At 61.1% G+C, this 20,523-nt stretch carries 24 protein-coding genes and 1 pseudogene; 12 read left to right on the top strand and 13 right to left on the bottom strand.

What is annotated here, in order from left to right; translation table 11 throughout:
* Positions 1-70 precede the first annotated feature (70 nt).
* Positions 71-2,812, bottom strand: coding sequence for a polysaccharide deacetylase family protein (locus AC1DUN_RS22000; RefSeq protein ID WP_477715848.1), 2,742 nt, complete (start codon positions 2,810-2,812; stop codon positions 71-73).
* A 172-nt stretch (positions 2,813-2,984) separates the two neighbouring features.
* The gene (locus AC1DUN_RS21995) at positions 2,985-3,896 is read right to left on the bottom strand and encodes a LysR family transcriptional regulator (protein WP_477715847.1); all 912 of its coding nucleotides are present in this window, start codon (positions 3,894-3,896) and stop codon (positions 2,985-2,987) included.
* A gap of 106 nt (positions 3,897-4,002) precedes the next feature.
* On the opposite strand from AC1DUN_RS21995, the gene AC1DUN_RS21990 reads away from it, so the two are divergent.
* The 5 genes and pseudogenes from AC1DUN_RS21990 (at position 4,003) to AC1DUN_RS21970 (ending at position 7,566) form a co-directional block, all read left to right on the top strand.
* Positions 4,003-4,476 (top strand): ester cyclase, encoded by a 474-nt coding sequence (locus tag AC1DUN_RS21990; RefSeq protein ID WP_477715846.1) that lies wholly within the window; start codon positions 4,003-4,005, stop codon positions 4,474-4,476.
* On the top strand, positions 4,473-5,396 hold the full coding sequence (locus AC1DUN_RS21985; RefSeq protein WP_477715845.1) for an NADP-dependent oxidoreductase: 924 nt from the start codon (positions 4,473-4,475) through the stop codon (positions 5,394-5,396). The genes AC1DUN_RS21990 and AC1DUN_RS21985 overlap by 4 nt, the downstream gene beginning before the upstream one ends.
* 33 nt (positions 5,397-5,429) lie before the next feature.
* The gene (locus AC1DUN_RS21980; RefSeq protein ID WP_477715844.1) at positions 5,430-5,900 is read left to right on the top strand and encodes an ester cyclase; all 471 of its coding nucleotides are present in this window, start codon (positions 5,430-5,432) and stop codon (positions 5,898-5,900) included.
* A gap of 56 nt (positions 5,901-5,956) precedes the next feature.
* Positions 5,957-6,745: pseudogene (locus AC1DUN_RS21975) on the top strand (AraC family ligand binding domain-containing protein); the annotation flags it as partial.
* 119 nt (positions 6,746-6,864) lie between these two features.
* Positions 6,865-7,566: a B3/B4 domain-containing protein gene (locus tag AC1DUN_RS21970; RefSeq protein ID WP_477715843.1), complete on the top strand. Its 702-nt coding sequence runs from the start codon at positions 6,865-6,867 to the stop codon at positions 7,564-7,566.
* 12 nt (positions 7,567-7,578) lie between these two features.
* Here AC1DUN_RS21970 and AC1DUN_RS21965 read toward each other — a convergent pair whose 3' ends face one another.
* On the bottom strand, positions 7,579-8,178 hold the full coding sequence (locus AC1DUN_RS21965) for a DUF1439 domain-containing protein (RefSeq protein ID WP_477715842.1): 600 nt from the start codon (positions 8,176-8,178) through the stop codon (positions 7,579-7,581).
* Positions 8,179-8,430: 252 nt separating this feature from the next.
* Between AC1DUN_RS21965 and AC1DUN_RS21960 the strand changes: the two genes are divergently transcribed.
* From AC1DUN_RS21960 to AC1DUN_RS21950, 3 genes are all read left to right on the top strand, one after another.
* On the top strand, positions 8,431-8,817 hold the full coding sequence (locus AC1DUN_RS21960) for a DUF6896 domain-containing protein (RefSeq protein WP_477715841.1): 387 nt from the start codon (positions 8,431-8,433) through the stop codon (positions 8,815-8,817).
* Positions 8,818-8,822: 5 nt separating this feature from the next.
* The gene (locus tag AC1DUN_RS21955) at positions 8,823-9,218 is read left to right on the top strand and encodes an SMI1/KNR4 family protein (protein ID WP_477715840.1); all 396 of its coding nucleotides are present in this window, start codon (positions 8,823-8,825) and stop codon (positions 9,216-9,218) included.
* A 212-nt stretch (positions 9,219-9,430) separates the two neighbouring features.
* A complete protein-coding gene (locus AC1DUN_RS21950; RefSeq protein ID WP_477715839.1) occupies positions 9,431-10,279 on the top strand; it encodes a hypothetical protein in 849 nt (282 codons plus the stop codon).
* Positions 10,280-10,334: 55 nt separating this feature from the next.
* On the opposite strand, the gene AC1DUN_RS21945 is transcribed toward AC1DUN_RS21950, so the two are convergent.
* Positions 10,335-10,586, bottom strand: coding sequence for a hypothetical protein (locus AC1DUN_RS21945; RefSeq protein WP_477715838.1), 252 nt, complete (start codon positions 10,584-10,586; stop codon positions 10,335-10,337).
* Between the two features lie 179 nt (positions 10,587-10,765).
* Between AC1DUN_RS21945 and AC1DUN_RS21940 the strand changes: the two genes are divergently transcribed.
* The 3 genes from AC1DUN_RS21940 (at position 10,766) to AC1DUN_RS21930 (ending at position 13,059) form a co-directional block, all read left to right on the top strand.
* Positions 10,766-11,203 carry a universal stress protein gene (locus AC1DUN_RS21940; protein WP_477715837.1) on the top strand — a complete coding sequence of 146 codons (438 nt, stop codon included), beginning with the start codon at positions 10,766-10,768 and terminating at the stop codon, positions 11,201-11,203.
* Between the two features lie 393 nt (positions 11,204-11,596).
* Complete coding sequence (locus AC1DUN_RS21935) at positions 11,597-12,013, top strand: MerR family transcriptional regulator (RefSeq protein ID WP_477715836.1); 417 nt, start codon at positions 11,597-11,599, stop codon at positions 12,011-12,013.
* A 47-nt stretch (positions 12,014-12,060) separates the two neighbouring features.
* A complete protein-coding gene (locus AC1DUN_RS21930; protein WP_477715835.1) occupies positions 12,061-13,059 on the top strand; it encodes an aldo/keto reductase in 999 nt (332 codons plus the stop codon).
* Positions 13,060-13,098: 39 nt separating this feature from the next.
* Here AC1DUN_RS21930 and AC1DUN_RS21925 read toward each other — a convergent pair whose 3' ends face one another.
* The 7 genes from AC1DUN_RS21925 to AC1DUN_RS21895 all read right to left on the bottom strand — a co-directional run bounded on the left by AC1DUN_RS21925 (position 13,099) and on the right by AC1DUN_RS21895 (position 18,701).
* Positions 13,099-14,001, bottom strand: a complete 903-nt coding sequence (locus AC1DUN_RS21925; protein ID WP_477715834.1) for a hypothetical protein — start codon at positions 13,999-14,001, stop codon at positions 13,099-13,101.
* Between the two features lie 49 nt (positions 14,002-14,050).
* On the bottom strand, positions 14,051-14,410 hold the full coding sequence (locus AC1DUN_RS21920; RefSeq protein ID WP_477715833.1) for a hypothetical protein: 360 nt from the start codon (positions 14,408-14,410) through the stop codon (positions 14,051-14,053).
* Positions 14,410-15,219 (bottom strand): tRNA-uridine aminocarboxypropyltransferase, encoded by an 810-nt coding sequence (locus tag AC1DUN_RS21915; protein WP_477715832.1) that lies wholly within the window; start codon positions 15,217-15,219, stop codon positions 14,410-14,412. Before AC1DUN_RS21915 ends, AC1DUN_RS21920 begins: the two co-directional genes overlap by 1 nt.
* A 36-nt stretch (positions 15,220-15,255) precedes the next feature.
* Positions 15,256-15,465 (bottom strand): KTSC domain-containing protein, encoded by a 210-nt coding sequence (locus tag AC1DUN_RS21910; protein WP_477715831.1) that lies wholly within the window; start codon positions 15,463-15,465, stop codon positions 15,256-15,258.
* A gap of 1 nt (position 15,466) precedes the next feature.
* Positions 15,467-17,242, bottom strand: coding sequence for an ATP-binding protein (locus AC1DUN_RS21905; RefSeq protein ID WP_477715830.1), 1,776 nt, complete (start codon positions 17,240-17,242; stop codon positions 15,467-15,469).
* Positions 17,239-18,414, bottom strand: coding sequence for an SIR2 family protein (locus AC1DUN_RS21900; protein WP_477715829.1), 1,176 nt, complete (start codon positions 18,412-18,414; stop codon positions 17,239-17,241). Before AC1DUN_RS21900 ends, AC1DUN_RS21905 begins: the two co-directional genes overlap by 4 nt.
* A gap of 65 nt (positions 18,415-18,479) precedes the next feature.
* Positions 18,480-18,701: a hypothetical protein gene (locus tag AC1DUN_RS21895; protein ID WP_477715828.1), complete on the bottom strand. Its 222-nt coding sequence runs from the start codon at positions 18,699-18,701 to the stop codon at positions 18,480-18,482.
* 246 nt (positions 18,702-18,947) lie between these two features.
* Here AC1DUN_RS21895 and AC1DUN_RS21890 point away from each other — a divergent pair, with 246 nt between their 5' ends.
* Positions 18,948-19,370: a YybH family protein gene (locus tag AC1DUN_RS21890; RefSeq protein WP_477715827.1), complete on the top strand. Its 423-nt coding sequence runs from the start codon at positions 18,948-18,950 to the stop codon at positions 19,368-19,370.
* A gap of 132 nt (positions 19,371-19,502) precedes the next feature.
* Here the strand turns inward: AC1DUN_RS21890 and AC1DUN_RS21885 are convergent, their stop codons facing one another.
* Both AC1DUN_RS21885 and AC1DUN_RS21880 read right to left on the bottom strand, forming a co-directional pair.
* On the bottom strand, positions 19,503-19,994 hold the full coding sequence (locus tag AC1DUN_RS21885) for an Hsp20/alpha crystallin family protein (protein WP_477715826.1): 492 nt from the start codon (positions 19,992-19,994) through the stop codon (positions 19,503-19,505).
* A 37-nt stretch (positions 19,995-20,031) separates the two neighbouring features.
* A complete protein-coding gene (locus AC1DUN_RS21880; RefSeq protein ID WP_477715825.1) occupies positions 20,032-20,475 on the bottom strand; it encodes an Hsp20/alpha crystallin family protein in 444 nt (147 codons plus the stop codon).
* Positions 20,476-20,523 lie beyond the last annotated feature (48 nt).

The following is a 20,523-nucleotide window of genomic DNA, read 5'->3' as shown; positions in this document are numbered from 1 at the left end:
GCAAGCGCGCAAAAAAAGGGGCAGCTGTTTCAGCTGCCCCTTTTTGTTTTTCCGCCTGGCCTGTCGCGGCTCAACCCTTCTCCAGCTCCTGCTTCGCATGGCCCGCGCCCGGCCCCGTGGGTGCCAGCTCCAGGTAGGCGCGAAAGGCTTTCTTCGCCTTCTCGCCGTCGCCGGCCTTCACATGGGCATCGCCCAGGTTCAGGTAGGCAATCGCGCGTGAAGGGTCCATCTTCACCGTGTTCTCAAACCAGCGCGCCGCTTCCTTGAACTTGTCCTGCTTGAAGTAAACAAAGCCCAGGTTGTTGGCAGCCAGCGCAAAATCCGGCCGCAGCTTCAACGCCTCGGTGAACTGCGCCTCGGCCTCGGCATACAGCTTTTCCTTGTAGAGCTGAAGGCCGCGGTCGTTGGCGCGCTGCGCGAGTTGGCGCGCCGAGCTCGGCACGGCCAGCGGCGTGACGATCTTCTGCTCGCCGCCCTGCAAATCCTTCACCACCACCGTGGCCGATACCGGCAGCGCGGCGGGGCTCTCGGCAGCGGGTGCCGGTGCCGGCACAGCCGGCCGCGTCGCATCCAGCTTGCTGTTCAGCGCAATCGCGTCCCCCGACAGCTGGCTGGTCTGCGCGCTCAAAAACTCCGCCTCCACCGGCAGCGCGAACACAAAGTCACCGCCTTCCGAACCCGGCAGGCTGCCGAAGGCCGGCGTCTGGCGCGACACGGCCGACACCGCCGGCGCCACATAAGCGGCCAGCTCGGTCGCGGTGATCAGGCCGTCGCCGTTGAGGTCGGCCTTGCCGGCCAGCGCCTGCAGCAGCGTCCAGGTAAACACCGAATGCCCGTTGGGCCCGCCGTCGGCCACCAGCTGGTCGGCGCCGCCGGCCGTCAGCATCTGCCGGCCCAGGCGCTTGGCGTTGTCGCGCAAGAAGTTGCTGCTGCCCGCGCCGCGCGTCAGCCCCAGGCCGCTATAGCAGGCGTCCATCACAAACAGCACATGCTTGGCCGTCACGCTTTCGGCGATGTTCTGCAGCTCCGTCATGGGCACCGCGTCGGTCGCGAGTTTGTTCGGGTCCGAATCGGCCGGGATGATGTAGCCCAGGTCGCGGCCCGAGCTCAGCTGGCGCGTCGCGCCGTGGCCCGCGAAGAACACAAACAGCCTGTCGTTCTTTTTCATGCCGCTGCGCGCCAGCTTGTCGTTAAAGGCCGCGAGTATGCCGGCCCGCGTCGCTTCGCGGTTTTCCAGCGACAGCACATGCTCGGCGCTGAAGCCGAAGCGCTGCACCAGCGTCTCGCGAATCGCCCGCGCGTCGCGCACCGCGTACTGCAGCTTGGGCCAGTGGGCATAGTCGTCAATGCCTATCACCACGGCCCATGAGTCGCTGTAGCCCGGGTTGGCCGCCACAGGGGCCGCCGCCGCCGCCGCGCCCTTGGCAACGCTGAAACCGCTGCCGTCCCAGTTCGCGAACTGGTAGCCCTCGGCCACCAGCCGGTCCAGGATGGCCGGCAGGGCTTTGACCGTGCGCTCATGGATGTCGTGGAACAGGATGATGCCGCGGCCTTCCTTCTCCACCGTGCGCAGCACCCGCTCCACAATCGAGCTGGGCACCGGGTCGGCCCAGTCCAGCGAATCGATGTTCCACATCACCGAGCGCAGCTGCGCGCCCGACAGCAGGTCCAGGCCCTCGTCATTGCGCGCGCCGTACGGAAAGCGAAACAGCGGCGAGCGCCGCGCATCCACCGCCTTGAGCAGCTCGTCGGTGCCCAGCACCTCCGACTTGAGCCCGTCGCCCTTGAGCTTGGAAAGCTGCGCATGCGTCATGCTGTGGTTGGCCAGGGTGTGGCCCGCCTCCAGCAGCTTGCGGCTCACCTCGGCGCGCGGGCCGAGTTTGGTCTTGCCGTCGGCCCCCACCGTGCCCAGGTTGCTGCCCACCTGGAAGAAGATGGCCGGCGCGCCATACTGCTTGAGAATCGCCGCGATCTCCGCCGTGTACACGCCGTGCGGGCCGTCGTCAAAGGTCAGCACCACGGTCTTGGGCGGCAGGCTGTAGCCGAAGACCTCGCCCTCTTCCTCGCCCTTGGCCTTGCGCGTGGGCGCCTTGGGTGCCGGGTAAGGCATCACCACACCGAAGTCTTTCAAAATCTGCGCGCGCGTGTACAGCTTCTTGAGGCTGGCCACATAGTCTTCCCAGCGCTCGCGTTTCAGCTCGATCGCGCGCGGCTCAAAGCGGCCGAACACCAGGCGGATTTCTTTCTCGTAATTGCGCTCTATCTCCAGCAGCGCGTCCAGGTCCTCGCCTATGCGCTTGTGCAGCTTGATCGCCGGCAGTGAAGAGTCCGCCGCCACCGCGGCCTGCAGGCTGCGCAGCAGTTCGCGAAAGGCCAGGCGGTCCGCATCGAACAGGGATTTGTCGCTCTCGATGTAGTCCAGCAGCCCGGCCATCGCGTCAAAGCGCTGCGCGTTACCCGAGGCGGCCAGCGCCGCCATCTGCGCCTCCAGAGCGGCCACACGCTCGCGGTTTTCATGGAACAGGCCCTGGCCCACCTGGTTGGCCATGGCGCGCTCGTTCACGCCCAGGCTTTTTTCATCGGCAAACAGCACAATGATCTTGCGGTAGCCGGCCAGCACCTCCTGCATGCCCGCGAGGATTTTGCTGGTGTCCGGCGGCGCGGTGACGGCAGTCGCCACGGCGGCTGCCATCGCCTTGTCCTGCTTGCCGCGCCAGGCCCGGCTGTCCACACTGATCAGCACGGCCGTCGCAACCGCCAGCAGCAGCACGGCCCCCGCGGCCCCCAGGGCCAGTTTGGTGTTTCTTTTCATCATGGTTCTTGTGTTGTGGCCAGCCCGGCCGCCCGGGTCCTGCTTCACTTGCCCTCCGGCGCACCGCAGGCCTGGCCTGTGGCGGTGCGCCCCCTCTGCGCTGGATCATAGCTTTGCGCCGCCGGCCGCCGGCCCCCATCCCTGCCTTCCCCCCGCGGGGCAAGGCGCAAGGCTACAAGGCCTTCGCCAGCGACTCCATCAATGCCCTGAGCCACGCCTGGGCCGGGTTGGCTTCGCTGCGCCGGTGCCAGATAAGGTCGAACTGCACTTGCGGCAGCGCGACGGGCGGCGGAAACAGCACCAGCATGCGCCGGGCCGGCGAATGCAGGGCCACCCGCTTCATGACCGTGGCGGTCATCCGGGTCTGGGCGACCACCGCCGGCACCGCGAACATCTGCGGCAGGCTCAGCGCCAGCTTGCGGCGCTTGCCGAGCTGCGCCAGCGCTTCGTCCACCAGGCCATGGCGATCGCCTTCGGGCGAGGCCAGCACATGCGGCAGCGACAAAAAGGTTTTCAGGCTCATGCCGCGCCGCGCGTCGGGATGGTCGCGGCGCACGAGGGTGACGAAGTCGTCGTACAGGATGGGGCGGGTCAGTATCCGGCTTTCCGCCTGCGTGGGCGGCACGCCGACCGCCGCATCGATCAAGCCGGCGTCCAGCAGGTCGACCGCGCTGTCCCGGCTGCTGAAGCTGCGCACGCTCAGCGAGATGCCGGGCGCTTTTTTCTCCAGCGCATTCAACAGCGCGGGCAGCAGCACGAAGGCGGGGTAGTCCGACAGGCCCAGGGTGAAATCCATGGTCACCTGGGCCGGGTCGAACTCGGGCTTTTTCACCAGGGCCGCCTCCAGCCGCCGCAGCGCATCCGACACGGGCCCGGCGAGGTCCCTGGCGCGCGGCGTGGGCAGCAGGCCTTCGGCGCTGCGCAGAAACAAGGGGTCTTCAAACAGCGTGCGCAGGCGCGACAGCGCGGCGCTCATCGCCGGCTGGCTCACGCCCATGCGCACCGCGGCGCGGGTCACGTTGCGCTCCTCCACCAACGCGTCAAAGGCCGCGAGCAGGTTCAGGTCTATCCCATGAAAATCCATAAATCAAATACTCATTTATACAGATCATTTGTTGGACAGATGGTAGCGCGGTGCCCAGAATTCCGCCATTGCCTCACCACTTCACCACCCCAACAAGGATCACTTCATGAGCCATTCAAACCCCGGCAACCGCAGCGCGCAGGAGCACGCCCGGCGCCAGTCCATAGACCTGCTGTACCGCGCGTTCAGCGACCAGAACCCCGACCTGATGGATGACGCTGTCACCGCCGACTGGGACGACATTCCCCTGGCGCCCGGCCAGGGCCCCGGGCCCGAAGGCCTCAAGCCCATCATCCGCGGCTTCATCGAAGCGCTGCCCGACGTGCGCATCACGGCCCACGACGTGCTAATGGACCAGGGCCGCGCCGCGGTGCGCGCCGAGATCACCGGCACCCACCTGGGGCCCCTCTTCGGCATCGCGGCCACCGGCAGGAAGGTCAGCTTTCGCATCCATGAGTTCCACGAATTCGAGGGCGAGCGCATCAAGCGGACCTGGCATATGGAGGACTGGTTCGGCCTGTTCCAGCAGCTGGGCGCCTTTCCGGCACTTGATAAGCAAGCCACCGAGGACACGCCATGAAAGCGCTGCGCATCCACGAATTCGGCAACCCCAGCCTGGCCGTGCTCGAAGACCTGCCGCCGGCCGAACCCGGCCCAGGCCAGGTGTCCCTGCGCATTGAAGCCGCCAGCGTGAACCCGCTGGACCTCAAGATGCTGGCCGGCCATATGCACCAGGTGTTCCCGGTGAACCTGCCCTACACGCTGGGCACCGACCTGGCCGGTGTGGTCCTGCAGGCGGGCCCCGGCGTGGCCCGGTTCAAACCCGGCGACCGCGTGGTGGGCCGCCTGGAGCCCATCGCCGGCGGTGCGTTTGCGCAGGCGGCCGTCGTCCCCGCGCAGGCCTTGAGCCCCATGCCGGCCGACATGAGTTTCGAGCAGGCCGCCGCGTTGCCGACCGCCGCGGGCACGGCCTGGCTGGCCCTGTTCGGCGCCGGCAAGCTGCAAGCCGGGCAACGCGTGCTCGTCCATGCGGCAGCGGGCGGTGTCGGCAGCTTCGCCCTGCAATTCGCCAGGCAGGCCGGGGCGCATGTCATCGCCACCGCCTCGGCGCGCAACCTGGGCCTGGCCGGGGAGCTGGGCGCCCACGAGGTGATCGACTACCAGCGCCAGGACTTCGCCGGCCTGCTGCGCGGGGTGGACCTGGTCCTCGACACAGTGGGCGGCGACACGCTAGAGCGTTCATGGCAGGTGCTCGCGCCCCGGGGCGCGGTGGTGAGCACCGTCGATTTCGCCGTCAAGCCCCGCGGCAAGCAGGCGGGCACCTTTGTGTTCTTCCAGCACGATGCCGAGGCCCTGTCCGGCATTCTGGAGACCTTCAAGGCCAAGCAGCTGCAAATCGTGCTGGACACGATCCACCCACTCGACGACGCGCGCGCCGCCCTGGAACAGGTGGCGGGCGGCCATGCCCGCGGCAAGGTCATCGTGCGGGCATCGCACTGAACGGCTTGTTTACCCACAACACGGAGTCAACACATGAAAAAAGCCCTCACGGCCCTTGCCTTGGCAAGCGGCCTCGCCGGCGCGGTCCAGGCCGCCGACCGGGATGTGGTCCTGGCGCTCTACAGCGAAGTGCTGAGCGGCACCACCAGCCCCGACCTGCCGGCACGCATGGCCAGGGTGCTCTCGCCTGGCTGGCAAAGCATAGGCGACTACGCGAGCCCGGTGAAGACGCGCGACCAGTTCCTCGCGCAGCTGCAGCGGGTGGGCGGCGCCCTCCCCAACCTGAGCTGGAAGGTCGAGGAAATCCTGCAGGCCGGCAATCGTTTTGTGGTTCGCGGCCGTGCCACCGCCACGCCCGTCGCGCCCTTCATGGGGGCGCCCTTCACGGGCCGCGGCTTCGAGATCATGGCCATCGACATCCACACCGTCGAGGACAACAAAATCGTGCTGAGCTACCACGTGGAAGACTGGCACGGGGCGCTGGAGCAGCTCCAGCGGCACTGAAGCCGCGGCCGCGCAAGGCATGGCGCACCGGCCTGGCCGGTGGCATCATCCCCTTCATGCCCGCCCCGCCCTCGCACCAATGCCGCGTCCTGGCCACGCCCTGGGACGGCGTGTATGGCACGCACATCGACAGCGCGCGCCACTACCGCCGCCATTCGCATGCCGTCTTTGGTGTGGGCTGGCTGCAGCAGGGCGCGCAAACATCGGCCAGCGGCCGCGGCCAGGTTGAGGCTTATGCCGGTGACATCCTGATGTGCAACCCCGGCGAGGTGCATGACGGCCAGCCGCTGGGCGGGCCTTCGCGGCGCTGGCGCATGCTGTACCTGGAGCCCGCCGCCATGGCCGCCGCGATGGGCGTGCAATATGCGGCCGCGCTGGAGCTGACCCGCCCCGTCGCCCAGGATGCGCGGCTCAGGCTGGCGCTGGAGCAGCTGCTGCTGCGCCTGCAGCAATGGAGCGGCGGCAGTGCCGGCATCGATGCACTCGCCTGCGAAGAGTCGCTGGCGCGCGTCTGTGAACTGCTCACGCAACGCCACACCCTGGCCGCTGAGCGTCCCGCCAAACCTGTCACGGCTGTCGCGGCCATTAGCCCGCACATCCACCAGGTGCGCGAGCGCATCGCCGCCGACCTGCTCGCGCCACCCACCCTGGCCGAGATGGCAAGCATGGCGGGCCTGAGCCGCTTCCAGCTGCTGCGGCATTTTGAAAAAGCCTTTGGCCTCACGCCCCACGCCTGGCTGCTGCAGCAGCGCGCCGAGCGCGCGCGCAGCCTGATACGCGGCGGCGCCGGCCTGGCCCAGGCGGCCGCCGCCTGCGGCTTTGCCGACCAGAGCCATATGACGCGCCTCTTCACGCGCCAGTTCGGCTTCACGCCCGGCGCCTGGCAACAGGCGACCGCGGCCACGGCACGCGCGGCCAGCCTGCGCGGTGTTTCTCCTCCTCACAGACCACCGGAGCGCCGTACATGTTCTTTCGCCATTCAGACGCCCTCTGGGCCGACTACCCCAACCTGGTGCCCGGCGTGCTGCATGCCGGCGGCATCAGCGCGAATGTGGACGTCGCCCCGCAGGTCGCCCGCTTCAACGCCATCGCGCAAGCCCGGCTGGCCGCCGGCCCGGAAAGCGAGTTTCCCGAAGTGCAGGCCTGGCGGCGGGTGTTTTCCAGCATGGGCCTCAAGCCCACGCAATACCGCTGCGCCTCCGAGTCGCTGCTGCGGCGCTTTCGCAAGGAGAATGCTTTGCCCCCGCTGCATCCGCTGGTCGATTTGTGCAACGCTATCTCGCTGGCCTTTGCGATCCCGGTTGCCGTGTTTGACATCGCCAGGGTGGCGCAACAGCTTGAAGTGCGCTACGCCACAGGCGCGGAGAACTATCTGAGCTTTGGCGGCGAGATCGAACACCCCGAACCCGGCGAGGTGATATTCGCCGACGCCGCCGAACCGCTTCCCAACGCCCATGCGCGCCGCTGGACGAACCGGCAAAGCGGCCTGTCCGCCGTGAGCGCGGGCACACGCGCCGTGCTCATCGTGGCTGAAGCCCTGCATGCCTCGGCGGCCGAAGATGTGGCGCGGCTGCTCAGCACCCTGGCGCAGGAACTGACGGCCGTCTGGCCCACCGAGCCCAGGGTGCAACTGCTAAGCCGGGCCTCACCGCGCTTTGAGTTTTAAAAAAACGGGGACTCAGCTCACGGGCTTGTTCACAAACGCTATCACCAGCCCCCTGGCCGTCACCGTGATGCTGCCCGGCTGCACGCCCATGCTGTCGGGCAGCGCCAGGTCTTGCGGTTTGAGGGTGTGCAGCACCGCGCCTTGCAGAGCCTGCTCGGCCAGCTGCGGCCCGTAGCTGGCCAGCAGCAGGGAGACCTCGGGCGGCACGCCCTCGAATTGCAGCGTGTTCACGCGCAGCTCGTGCGCGCGTATGGTCATGTCGCTGGCCTCATAACGCAGCGCGAAGTCCAGGTCAAAGGTACCGGGGTAGGCGCGCCGCAGCGCTGGGCCGCCGGCTTCGACGGCCATTACCGCGCCCAGCCGGTTCAGCTCGGGCATCATGCGCAGCTGCGGCGCCTGCACCGTGATGTCCAGGATGCCCTCAGCGCGCTTGCGCAGCGGAAAGCGTTTGGCAATCGCGTCCTGCAGCTGCGCCGTCGTTACCGTGTAGCTGGGCTGGGCGCGCGCGCCAGACAGCGCGAACCAGGCCGCGCCGCCTATGGCCAGGCGTGTGGTGGCAGCCAATAAGCGGCGCCGTTGCAGTGAGTGTTGTGGGTCGAGGGCTTTCATCATCCCTTCGATGCTGCACCGCATCCGGAGTTTCCGGCGTCAGCCAATGCCGCAATCGCGTGAAACTTGCGTAAAGCAGGGGTCCTTCAGCGCCCCGGCCTTCTGGTTGGTTTTGTCGTTTTCGTATTCCCAGCGTGTGCCGCCCTGTCGCCGGCTGAACCGCGCAATTAGCGGGTTCCTGCGTTCATCCCCTATGATTCCTCAGCGCTGTCATCTAAAGACAGCTTCGGCCGCCCAACGCCAACCTTCGACATCATGAACTCATCGCCAGTTGAACTCGCTCGAAGCGCTATCCCCCTTTGGTACGCAAATGTTGCGTGGGCCAAGGAGCTCCTCGTGCGTTCCTTCAACCTCAAAGATCCGCAAGACATACTGCGGGCCCCGAACAGGCACTTTCAACAGATCCCAAACACTTGCTGGTTTGTTCGCCCACACGGGATCGGAGTTCATGTTTTTAAAACACCGGACGCCGGAGGCGTGGATTTCGACTTTGACAAACCGCATCCGGACGAGTGGAGGCTGGCCCGGTTCATTGAGGCGCAGGTGAATGATGGCCAGCTGCCGTTCGAACTCTATCGACAGCTGGTTGAGGATGAAGAAGTCATGAAGTCGTCCATCCAGGAAGCGCTTCGTGGTGTGTGACCGTTATGAATACGGACATTCCCAACTGGCTGTTTTCTGTGGGCGCCGCTCCCGAAGTACTCCGGGAACTTGAGACCGCCGTTGGGCCATTGCCTGCAGCTTATCTGGAGCTTCTCCGTATGGGCAATGGCGGGGAGGTTGGCCTTTGCGTTGATCCACTGGTTTTCTGCCTGGAGCCGGCAGAATCTGCTCTTGGCTACTGGCGCAGTGGCACGTACACGATGGAAGGCGTTTTTGTCTTTGGAGGCAATGGAGGCGGTGATTTGCTTGCCTTCGATCTGCGTATCCCCGGGCAGTGGCCGGTTGTTTGCTTTGACCCCATCGACCCAGAAGGCAGCGTTCAACGCATTGCGCCCAGTTTTGAGGGTTTGCTGGCTCTGGTCGAAACCGATAGCGCCTGATATCTCCATCTATAAGAGTTCGAGAAGCGGCTGCGGCCGGAATCGACCCCACCCGCTCCGCTGGCCAGCACGCGCGTCTGCGACCTGTTGCCGTGCGGCCATTAGTCAGGGCGGCATCTTTGGCAATACGACGCGCATAAAAAGCAGTCTCTGCTTCATCTCCACGCTCTACCCCATACTTCTCCACCGCAGACTTTAAGAGAGGACGAATCGTGAATGCTTATTACAAAGTAGCCCAGAACTACTTCCGGCATGTGGAAGGCTGGCATCTATATCCAGGCCCGCGCGAGCCGTGGATGTGGGCATGGATGACGCTTGCTGTTGCGTGGGTGGCCTCATTGGTGTGGACTTTCCAGAGGGTTCCCAATATTTTGAGTTGGCAGTTTGCCTTGGTAATCGCGTTAGAGCTTGCCCTCATTCTCGTGGGTGGCTGGATATCAAGCCGGAAGGATGCCGCGTTGTTTGGCGTGCCACCAGGTCAGAAAGTCAACTCGTCCGACTTGGAGGCATTCCGGAGCAAACTTCTCTGTGAATATCTCGCTGTATCGCCAGACGAATTTCTTCGAGTCGCCAACGAGATCAGCAGCCTTATTGATATGCGAAAGAAGTTCCGCAGGCCTAGTGAGATTGATTGGGGCCTCATTTTTAGAAAATTCTACGATCCAGACTCAAAACAACGCTTACTGGCCGTGTTTTTAGCCGGGCTAACCGTGTTTACCGCGCTAACCCTAAAAATCGGAGACTTACCCACCATTTTTGAAGCCTTGGATAGCCAAGACGTTCATCAATTGTTGGGCGGTGTGTTGACCATCACAGCACTAGTTTTCGTCGTATTTATAGGCGTACAGGTACTGAGTGCAGTGCTGTGGAATGCATTGATCATCTGGGTTGCCAAGTCCCTAAAAACCTCGTTCAGCGACGAAGCTGCATTGCGATACCTGGTGAGGGACCTCTTGCTTCTGTATCGTCCTTTCGATCTTGAGAAGGTGGTGCAGCCAAGCGCCACACCTGCCGTACCAGATCCGACGGCCAACTCAATGATCTGCGAGTGCACAGATTAATCTGCGTGCTGAAATTCCGTTCGCGCGGGCTTAAGCCAGCCGAACCCGGGCGGTCCTACCGCCCCACCACCGACCAGCCGGCCTTCTGGTTGGTCTTGTCGTTCTCGTATTCCCAGGCCGTGCCGCAGCGGTCGCATTTGTAGCGTGTGATGGTGATCAGGCCATGGCGGCGCGTTTCATGGCGCGGGTCGCCCTGCACCAGCTCCGGGTGGCCGGGCGCCTTGCGCCAGTGGCGCTGTATGCCCGCGCAGGAATCGCAAAGTTCCATCTTCTTGAGTTCCTGTTCGCGCTGGGGGTCTTGGGTCATGGGCTGCTTTGTGGGGTCGGGGAAGTCGTCGGAAAAATCGGGGCTGAGTTCCGATTGTCGCCTGTGTAATTCCCCACCGCCAGTGCGGCGACCCTGCTGGCGCAGGGGCGATCATTTGACCGGCACCCACGGCAGGCCTATTCTGGAATCGCCCAGTCACTTCATTCGGGAGACACATCATGTACAAACGAATTTTGCTGGCTTACGACGGTTCCACACCCGGCCAGAAAGCCTTGCTGGACTGCCGCGAGATCGCGCAGTGGAGCGGGGCCTCCCTGACGCTGGTCGCCGTGATGTCCCTGCAGCGGCGCGTGGTCGCCGCCGAAGGCGTGATCTACGAACAAAGCATCATCGAGGAAGACAAACAAAGATACCAGGGCATCCTCAACGACGGCTTGCGCCGGCTCATAGAAGCCGGCCATGAGGCCAAGGGCGAAGTGCTCTACGGCGAAACCGTCGATGAAATCGCGAACTACGCCAAACAGATGGACGCCGACCTCATCGTCGTCGGCCACAAGCACCTCGAAGGCTGGGCCGCCCGCTGGTGGCGCGGCTCGGTCTCCAAATCACTGATCGCGCATGCGCCCTGCAGTGTGCTGGTGGTGATTACCCGCTGAGCGCCGGCGAGCGAGACAGATCAAAGTCTTTTTGATCCTGTTGCTCAGGATGTCTTTATCTGCGTTCATCTGCGTCATCTGCGGATGAATTCGGGTCCGCAGATTTCAAATCCGCAGATGACGCAGATTTACACAGATTAAAAACAAGGGATCCGCATTCAAGACGGAAGTCTTGGCAAGGTGGCCCAACAATGCCGGCAAGATTTTCAAAGCTTTTTTTATCCTGTGGTCGGATGTCTTCATCTGTGTAAATCTGCGTAATCTGCGGATAAATTCAAATTAAGGGCCTGCATTCAAGGCACAGGCCTCGGCACAACGACCCAACAATGCCAACAGGGTTTTTTCGGCGGACCCGCTTGACTTAGAGCGCGCTCGAAGTCTTAAAGTCAAGCCATGACTGATGCACCCACCGTTTCCCTGACCATCGCCGAAGCCGCCCAGGCCTCGGGCCTGAGCGCCTACACCCTGCGCTATTACGAGCAGATAGGCCTGATCGCCCCCATAGACAGGCGCAGCGGCGCGCGCCGCTACAACGATGCCGACATGCGCTGGCTGGACTTTCTGGTGCGCCTGCGCGCCACCGGCATGTCCATGCGCGACATGCAGCGTTATGCCCAGCTGCTGCGCATAGGCAATTCTTCCGCCGCCAGCATGTCCGAGCGCCAGGCCCTGCTGGAGGCCCACGCCGAGCGCCTCGAGGCCGAGATACGCACCCAGCGCGAGACCCTGGCCTATATACGCAAAAAAATCCGCCTCTATGAAGAGATGCGCGACCAGCCCCAATCCGCCAAGCTCGCCAAACGCGCCTGAACCCCATAACCCCATTCATCCTCCAACCCACTCAAAGGACAAACACCATGATCAAAACCCGTACCCTGGGCCGCAAAGGCCCGCAAATTTCCGCCATCGGCCTGGGCTGCATGGGCATGAGCGAGTTTTATGCGAACCGCGACGACACCGAATCCATTGCCACCATCCACCATGCGCTGGACAAAGGCCTCAACTTTCTCGACACCTCCGACATCTACGGCCCGCACACCAACGAGCTACTGATAGGCAAGGCCATCGCCGGCCGCCGCAAGGACGTGTTCATTGCCACCAAGTTCGGCATCACCCGCGATCCGGCCAATGACGCAGTGCGCGGCGTCAACGGCCGGCCCGAGTACGTGAAAGCCGCCTGCGAGGCCAGCCTCAAGCGCCTTGGCATAGAGCAGATAGACCTCTATTACCAGCACCGCGTCGACAAAACCGTGCCGATTGAAGAGACAGTGGGCGCCATGGCCGAGCTGGTGCGCGCCGGCAAGGTGCGTTACCTGGGCTTGTCGGAAGCCTCGGCCGAGACGATCACGCGCGCCTGCAAGGTCCACCCGATTGCCGCGCTGCAAAGCGAATACTCGCTGTGGACACGCGACCCCGAAGCCACAGGCACCCTGGCCGCCTGCCGCGAAAACGGCGTGGCCTTTGTCGCCTACTCGCCGCTGGGCCGCGGCTTTTTGACCGGCGCCTTCAGCAAACCCGAAGACCTGCCCGCCGACGACTACCGCCGCAAGTTCTCGCCGCGTTTTGCCGAAGAGAACTTCAAGCGCAACCTGGCCCTCGTAGACGCCGTCAAAAGCCTGGCCGCCGCCAAGGGCGTGACCGCTTCGCAAATCGCACTGGCCTGGGTGCTGGCCCAGGGCGAAGACATCATCCCGATTCCCGGCACCAAGCGCCGCACCTATCTGGACCAGAATATCGCGGCACTCGACGTGGAGCTGAGCACCGCAGAACTCGCCGAGCTGGACAAGGCTTTCCCGCCTGATGCTGCTGCCGGCTTGCGTTATCCGGCGTCCTTCCTGGGCTTGGTCAACGCGTAAAAAAACGGCGGGCTCCAGGCTCACCGGCCCGGCCGGGTGTTACTTGTCCCCGTCAGGAAAGTAAGGCGCGCCCTGTATCGCCGTCAGTGGCAGATAAAAAGTTTTTACCGGCACCAGCGGCGGCGGTTTCACGGAGGTCGCGCGTCCGGCCGCTATCTCTGCGGCTTCTTCCTCGCTGGGGCGTTTGGGTTCAGCCAGCGCTGGCTGTATGCAGGCGGTGCGAATCCTTTGCAGCGCTTTTTCCGGCAGTTCCTTGCGCACGCCAAAGCGGCGGCCGTCCACATGCAGCACCTCGTCGTCTTTCAGTGTGGCGCGCAAGTCCAGCGGCGGGCTGCCAAACGCGCGGTTGTAGCCCACGCGCAGCATGTTCACATCGCCACGCCGGTACTGCACCACGCGCAGCCGCTTGGGTTGGCGCATGTCATCGCCTTCCACGTCGCCCATGTAGAAGTAGCGCACCTGCGCCGCCGGCATGGGCGGCAGCTTGTAGCTTGAAGACCAGCCGTTGTGGTCGGCGTTGAACAGCGGACGCATCGTGGTGGGCAGCGCCTCGTCGCCCGAGGTGGCAAACACCGGTGACGTTGCGTCAGAAAGCGAGCTGCCATGAAAGTCAAACGCCACGCTCGCCTTCTGCTCAGCCGCCGCGCGGCCAAAGGCGGGGAAGACAGAGCCGATTTGCCGCACTTCCTCCAGGCGCACTCCATTGCCCTCGGCCTTCCAGCGTCCGCCCGCCAGCATGTCCAGCGAGCCGCCCATAAAAGCAAAACAAAAGGTGTTGTCATCCAGCAGCATCAGCTGCGCCCGCGAATCCACCGAGCCCTGGGTGTAGCCGCCCACATAGGGCTTCTCGGCCTCGGTCAGCGCCTGCGCGGCGGCCAGCGGCAGCAGGCAGAGGGTGAAAGTGGCAAGCGTGGTGTTCAGAAGCTGAAGGCGTGGGTGCATGGGCAGTCTGGTGAAGTTGGGTCAGTAAATATATGGCAGTTGCGTTTGCCTAGAGAAGGCCCAGGCAAGCGCGGTAGGTGTCCGTGGATACCCGGTCTTGAACAAACATCAAGGCCACCGCGCTGCCAAGAAAAAGCGCGGCCCATAGCCAGCCTCTGAAAACCATGGAGTCGAGCTCTGCATCCTGGAGCTTCTTATGCTCACCTCGCCACAGGTACTGCTGCATGGCAGCGCTCTGCATGTCACCCTCCACAAACCAGAGCTTGCGCTGGGCCAGGTCCGCCCACACCTCGGGATGCTTTTGTTCGAAATGGGATTGCAGCTTTCCGTCGTGCAGCGCCCCACCGATGAACGCGCCCACCAGCCCGATGAGGGACAAGGCATGCAGCAGGACCAGGGGGCTGCACATCAGGACGCACCTGCGGGAGGCAACGGTGTTGCCCCTGATTGCAGCCCGCTTAAACGCCGGTGCGCCGCGTCTTCCAAATCCAAAGGCTGTTGCTGCTTGGCTTTTAAGTAGTGGTTCGTGAAAACATCCAGATAAGCCTCCAGCGTCTCGGCCACCTGCGCCTCACCGGCCAGCGCAAAACACAAAGCCGCGACTTCCGAGGTGCAGAAATGCTCATCGCGTTGCGAGCGCCTGAGCTTGTAGCGGGACAGCTGCTCGCTTTGCAAACTCAGCACCGGCAAATGGTTGAGGTAAGGGCTTTTGCGAAACATCTTTCGCGCCTCGGGCCAGGTTGCGTCCAGCAGCACAAACAGCGGGCGTTTGGCTTGGTGTTTGTTGTTGCTGCCATCGGCTGGCGCGATGGTTGGCAACTCGGTCACCACCCGCTCCGCCGCTACAAACTCGCCGGGAAAGACTAAATAGGGTTGCCACTGCGGGTCCGCCAGCAAAGCCAGCAAGCCGGGCTCCACCTCGGTGCGCGCCCAGCCAAAGGCAAACGTGTCGGCCACCACATCGGCAATCAGCCAGCCCGTGTTGCTGGGCTTGAGCGCCTCGATATCCGCCATCACCAGGCAGACACCGGCATTGACGCCAGGCGTCACCGGCCGCAGGGCACACATGCAATGGCTGGGCACCAGCCGGCAACCGGCACAACGCACATTGCGCGGCCCGCCGCGGGCTAAAAAAGGTTTGGAGGCGCGCGCCAGACGGGCTGTGCGTAGGCGGGAGACGGCGTGGGGAACTTTGCCGAGGTGTGATGGGTATTCCAATGGAGTTCAGTAAAGCTGTGGCAAGCCACGTCGAAATTACACCTCCGAACAAGCGAAGGAATTTTTTATTGATCTAGCGAAGTATGAGCCAACTGATGCTGCGGAAATCAATTCTTGGTAGACATGCTCCGGGACATCAAAATATTGATAGACACGCCCCGTATTAAATTCAATTTCTAGAGTTGAGCTGGATGGCTCATAGCCAACGGACGCCAAATTTGAAGAACTCACCGGATTTCGTTGCATATTAATCCTTCGGTTTGGTTTCTTGGTTGCGCCACGCGGCTATTAAGTCCGCATATATTTCTTCCCCTAGCGGTTCGCTCCAACGCTCAGCAATCTTGGGATCGCTGCTGTTTGGATATCTATCTTCTGGGAGCATGTTGAAGCGGCAGCGGGTGGGAAGCTGTGCCGCTTCACCCACAATAATTGCCTCACCAGTTCGCAGCACTGGTAGGGAGTCAATTATTCCTGCAAGCCCTTCGGACATTGCAGCTTTAACGATTCCACGATCAGTGGAGTTGTTGATCCTTAGGGAAATAATCGTCCCGCATTGCGACAAAATAGTTTCGTCGATCTCGGAAGGGCGTTGACTTACTATCATCGCTCCAACACCAAATTTTCTACCTTCTTTGGCTATTCGTTGGACCATTTCTTTCGCCAGCCCGGGCTCCGCTCTACCCAAATACCGATGAGCCTCCTCCAGCACTACTAAAAGTGGCCGCTCGCGCATCCCCTCTTTCAGGCTTCTTCCCCAAATTGCAGCTTCGAAAATTATGTCGAGCACAGCACCTAGCAACAGACTAAGCCTTGCAGATGGCATCCCTGAGAGATCAAAAATTGTGATTGGCTTGTCATGGCCGATCCAATCTTCAATCAAGGCATCCAAGTCTTGCTCGATTTTTCCATCCGCATCCGGACTCCACGGCCCTGGGTCAAGCAAAAATGAATATTGAGTGTCAACCAGACGGGATTTCATCATGTCCAGTTGTCTCTTCATGATCCCCGAGCCGCCCTTTTTTGGTAGAGCCGGACCCGATCCCGGTGGCTGAAATTTCGGTGCAATTAATTTTGAAAAATCTCCCATGCCATCAACCGCGTATGCAGGGATGGTCATATTCAGGTCCGACCAATTTACGGTATCTTCATAAGACAGGTCGTACCACATCTTCTTTATGCGGTATGGCAATGGAGTGCTGCTAGTCACCTTAGTTTGATCGATATCTGGAATACCATTTTTTTGTATTGAGAGTTTTTTCTCCTCTACGGTTTTGTCCAGAAATTGAGCTTTTTGTGATTCGTTTGGGCTGTTACATAGAAATTCAAGAAGCTTGTCCGGTGAGATGCACCAGTACGGGATATAGAGTTGATTTTCGTCAGAAGGCAATACTGAAAAGACTTTTGCCACATCCTTTAACGCGGGCGCATATTCACCATGTATATCAATGAGAAGAATTCTCGCGGAAGGGAGAGTGGCTTCCTCGCCGCGCAAAACCATTGACCGCAGCAAACTAGCTGTGCTTGTGGATTTTCCGGAACCAGTCGAGCCGAGAATGGCCGAATGCCTTGCAACCAGTTTATCTAGATCAAGGCTTACTCCGATACCCTCTGAACTAGAAAGTCGTCCGACATTGAACTGGTTTCCAGAGGTTCTTCTAAAGATGTTCTTAAGGTCACTGTCCACGACAAAATGAACCTGGTCGCCGATGCTTGGATATTCGCTAATGCCGCGATCAAAAGAATCGCCTAGCGACTCCCCAACCAGTTCCACCTTGATCCATTTCCGATCCTTGGAAATACCTATCTCGGTGTCGACGGTCGACGACTCGTTTGATTCAGAAATGACGCCATACAGGTGGTTGTATCCGAGGGGGATTTTTACGAAACTTCCTACTTGCCCAATTCGATAGTTTCGCCCTTCAAGCACTACTATTCCCGACTCGACAGAAATGGCGAGATCGACGGAAACCGATGAACTGGACACTCCAGTGACTATTCCCAGCAGAGTAGGTTGATTAATCATTTCGCTGGCGCCACGTCTTCTTCGGCAATTGCATCCTGCGAGATATCGCTTCCCGCAGTGGCAAGGAATCGAGCGAGCTTCTTAAAATCACCAAGCAGAAATTTGTTGTCTTTGTAGTATTCAGCCCTTATTTCGTGCCAATTCTTTGTCGGCGGAGTGCCGATCTTCCATTTGGCTTGAATGCCGTTAATGATTGCGCCGTCGCTACAAAATACGCTAATACCAGGGCACTTCATTGCCAATTCAGTAACGTTCTTCTCATTTTCAAGAGTTCCAAACTGAAATGCGAAAAGAGCAGAGGATGGATTTGCTAGAAGACATTCAAGTAATTTGGAAGATATGTGAGCATCGGCAAATGAGAATCCGCTTGTCAGCAAAAATGTGTCCGGCGCCATTAAAAAATCCTTGAGGCGTTCAAAGAGTGAGGAAAAAGGCGCAGCCTGTGTTTGGTCATACTTAATGTGTGACGGATAAACCATATTGGCGTTTGTAGAGTTGGGGACGCGCACTACTTCACCAATATCATTGCTTTCCCAGCCTATGGATCCATGAAGTTTCCACAGTCTCACCCATCGGGGTGGCAAATCATTTTTGGAAATACTTGATGGATCAAAGAATGCGTTCTTTGATCCACTGAAGCCATCGAAGTATGGCGTTTTGGCTCTTTCCAGCGCGGTCTCAAAAAGTAGGTCGTAGTTAGTTGTAAAGATCTCTACGCCGTACTTGCGGCTTATTCCATTGATCCAAGAGACGACCTCGGAATAGGGGTTAGGTGGCATGGGGAGATCTTTGCTCACCACATCACGTATTACGCCGCAGACGCACTTTGATAGATCCAGGAAATCTGCCGAGCTGTAATCGAAGATCTTGCTCGTTCCCACGACTTCAGCAAGCATCCGAGTTTTGGAAAGTATCTTTTCTAAATTTGGATTTGTGATGGATTCTTTTATTAGCTCATACACTTTTTTATGAGGAGCGCTTAACTTCGCCAGGACGATGGCCTCCAGGCCGGCTATGTTCGGAATAAGCGGCTCCCACTCACCGTTAGTTCCAACATCAATACTCACCGGCGCCCCCGCACCGATTAAAAGTCCAATTCGCTTTTTGCCGTTTGTTGCGATCTGTCGCAACCCAAACATGTGCTGATCGGGGTTATGAGCAGTGTTTTCCATTTAATGCTTCTCGTTTTAATATTTGGTGAATAGCCACCTAAGCGCGGTCACTCCAGCATGTATGCTTAACGCACATACTGAAGGCGCACGTTATTCATGATGAATGTGTTTAGCCCTCTGCCTGCTGAAGCCAACAACTTCATCCGCTCGACATTTGCAGTCCCCGCGCTTGCATAGCTGTATACGTAGACTTTTCTTCCTTTGATAAATTCAACGGCAATAGAGTCCGCTCTTATTTCATAGCGCGAGACACCAGAGTCTCTATTCAAATTTTTATAGATCTCCATGAGTTAACTCCCTTCATAGTTGCCGAGCTTGGTCTCACTAACACTTTGTGACAACCATCATGAACCTGAAGTCGTGTCTCAGCTAGGGTGCTTCTGCGGTTCCGATAACCAAAACGCACCCATCTCGCAGGTGAATATTCACCAAAACCCCGCTCCCGTCCGACTTCTCCGCTTTCCCCCTCCTCCCTTGTCCTACGCCACGCCCCGCGCGCCCGGCTTACCTTGTTCCCTTTAAGGGGACAAGCCATGAGCCAGCACCAGGACTTCCAATCCTTTATGAAGGCGCGCCAGCATGCCGCAAGCGCCTATGTCAGCGGCAATGCCGCGCCGCTTGCGCGTGTGGTTGCGCATGCATCGCCGGCCACCTTTATGGGGCCGGGCGGCGGTACCGTGCAGGGCGCGGACGCGGTGTGGTCGCGTTATGAGCACGATGCCCAGCTGTTTGAGCCGGGCAGTACGACGGAGTTTGAAATTTTGGACATGGCGGCGGGTGACACCGTCGCCTACTGGACGGGCTACCAAAAAGCGCAGGCCCATATGAAGGGCCAGGCCAAAACCATTCCCATGACCTTGCGGGTGACCGAGGTGTTTCGGCTGGAGGGCGATGCCTGGAAGCTGGTGCACCGGCATGCGGACCCGCTGGCTGAGGCTGGGGCCAAGAAGCCTTAGCTGGGGGAAGGTGGGGCTGGTGGTGTGCCCCCTCGCCGTGTTGGCTTGAAGGCCGCTAGCCCTCACCCTAACCCTCTCCCAGGGGGAGAGGGAATAAGTTCAGGGTGAGGGTTGCGCCTCTACTGACCCCGCTTAAGCCACCTTGACGTTGATACGCCGCGGCTGCGCGTGCGCGGCCTTGGGGATGCGCAGCTTGAGCACGCCCTGGGCGAGCTCGGCCGTCACGTTCTCGGTGTCCAGCTCCTTGCTGAGGTTGAAGACGCGGTGAAACCGTCCCAGGCCCACCTCGGTGTGGCTGGACTGCAGGCCTTCGGGCGCGGCCAGGGCGGAGTCGGCCTCAATGGTCAGGGTGTCGGCCTCGACCTGCAGCTTGAGGTTCTCCTTGGGCACGCCGGGAAGGTCGGCATACAGGGTGATGCCGGTGCTGTCTTCGACCACGTCGACGGGCGGCGTGAGCGTGGCGTTGGCATAACGCGCCGGCTGCCGGCCTCGCTGTTGCGACTGCCGCGCGAGCTCGGTGGACGGGTCGCCGTTTTGCATGGCTGCGTTGCCGTAGCCGCTGTTGGCGGGGTTGGTGGTGTTGGTGGTGTTGCTGGTGGTTTGGGTGGATTTGCTGCCGAACATGCTTGGCCTCCTTTCCTTGTTTGCCAATCTGTGTCAGTTAGTGGATGGTGATGCGGCGCGGTTGTGCGGCCGCGCGGCGCCGGATGCTGATGTGGACCAGGCCGTCCTTGAAGCTGGCCTCGACGGCGTCGGGGTCGGCGTCTTCGGGCAGGCTGATCACGCGGCGGAAGCTGCCGGCAAAACGCTCGTTGATGTGCAGCGTGGACTGCGCGCCGGCCTGGGCCTGGGGCAGCTCGGACTTGCGCTCGCCGGCGATGGTGAGCATGCCGCGCTCCAGGTCAATTTCCAGGGTTTTGGGGTCTACGCCGGGGGCGAAGGCATAGACCTCCACCGTCTGCGGCGTGCCGCCTATGTTGAGGGCGGGAAAGCCGCCGCGGCCGAAGCCGCGTATGTTGGGAGACAGCTCAAGCGCCTGCTGAATCTCGCGTTGCAGGCGGTCCATCTCCCCGAACATGTCGTAGGGAAACAGGGATCGAAACATGGCGATTACCTCCATTCAGGTTGAACATGGTCATGAATGGCGCCGGAC

The organism is Polaromonas sp. P4_F6 (assembly GCF_056401275.1).
The sequence above is the reverse complement of the archived record's forward strand: the minus strand, read 5'-3'. Positions and strand labels throughout refer to the sequence as shown.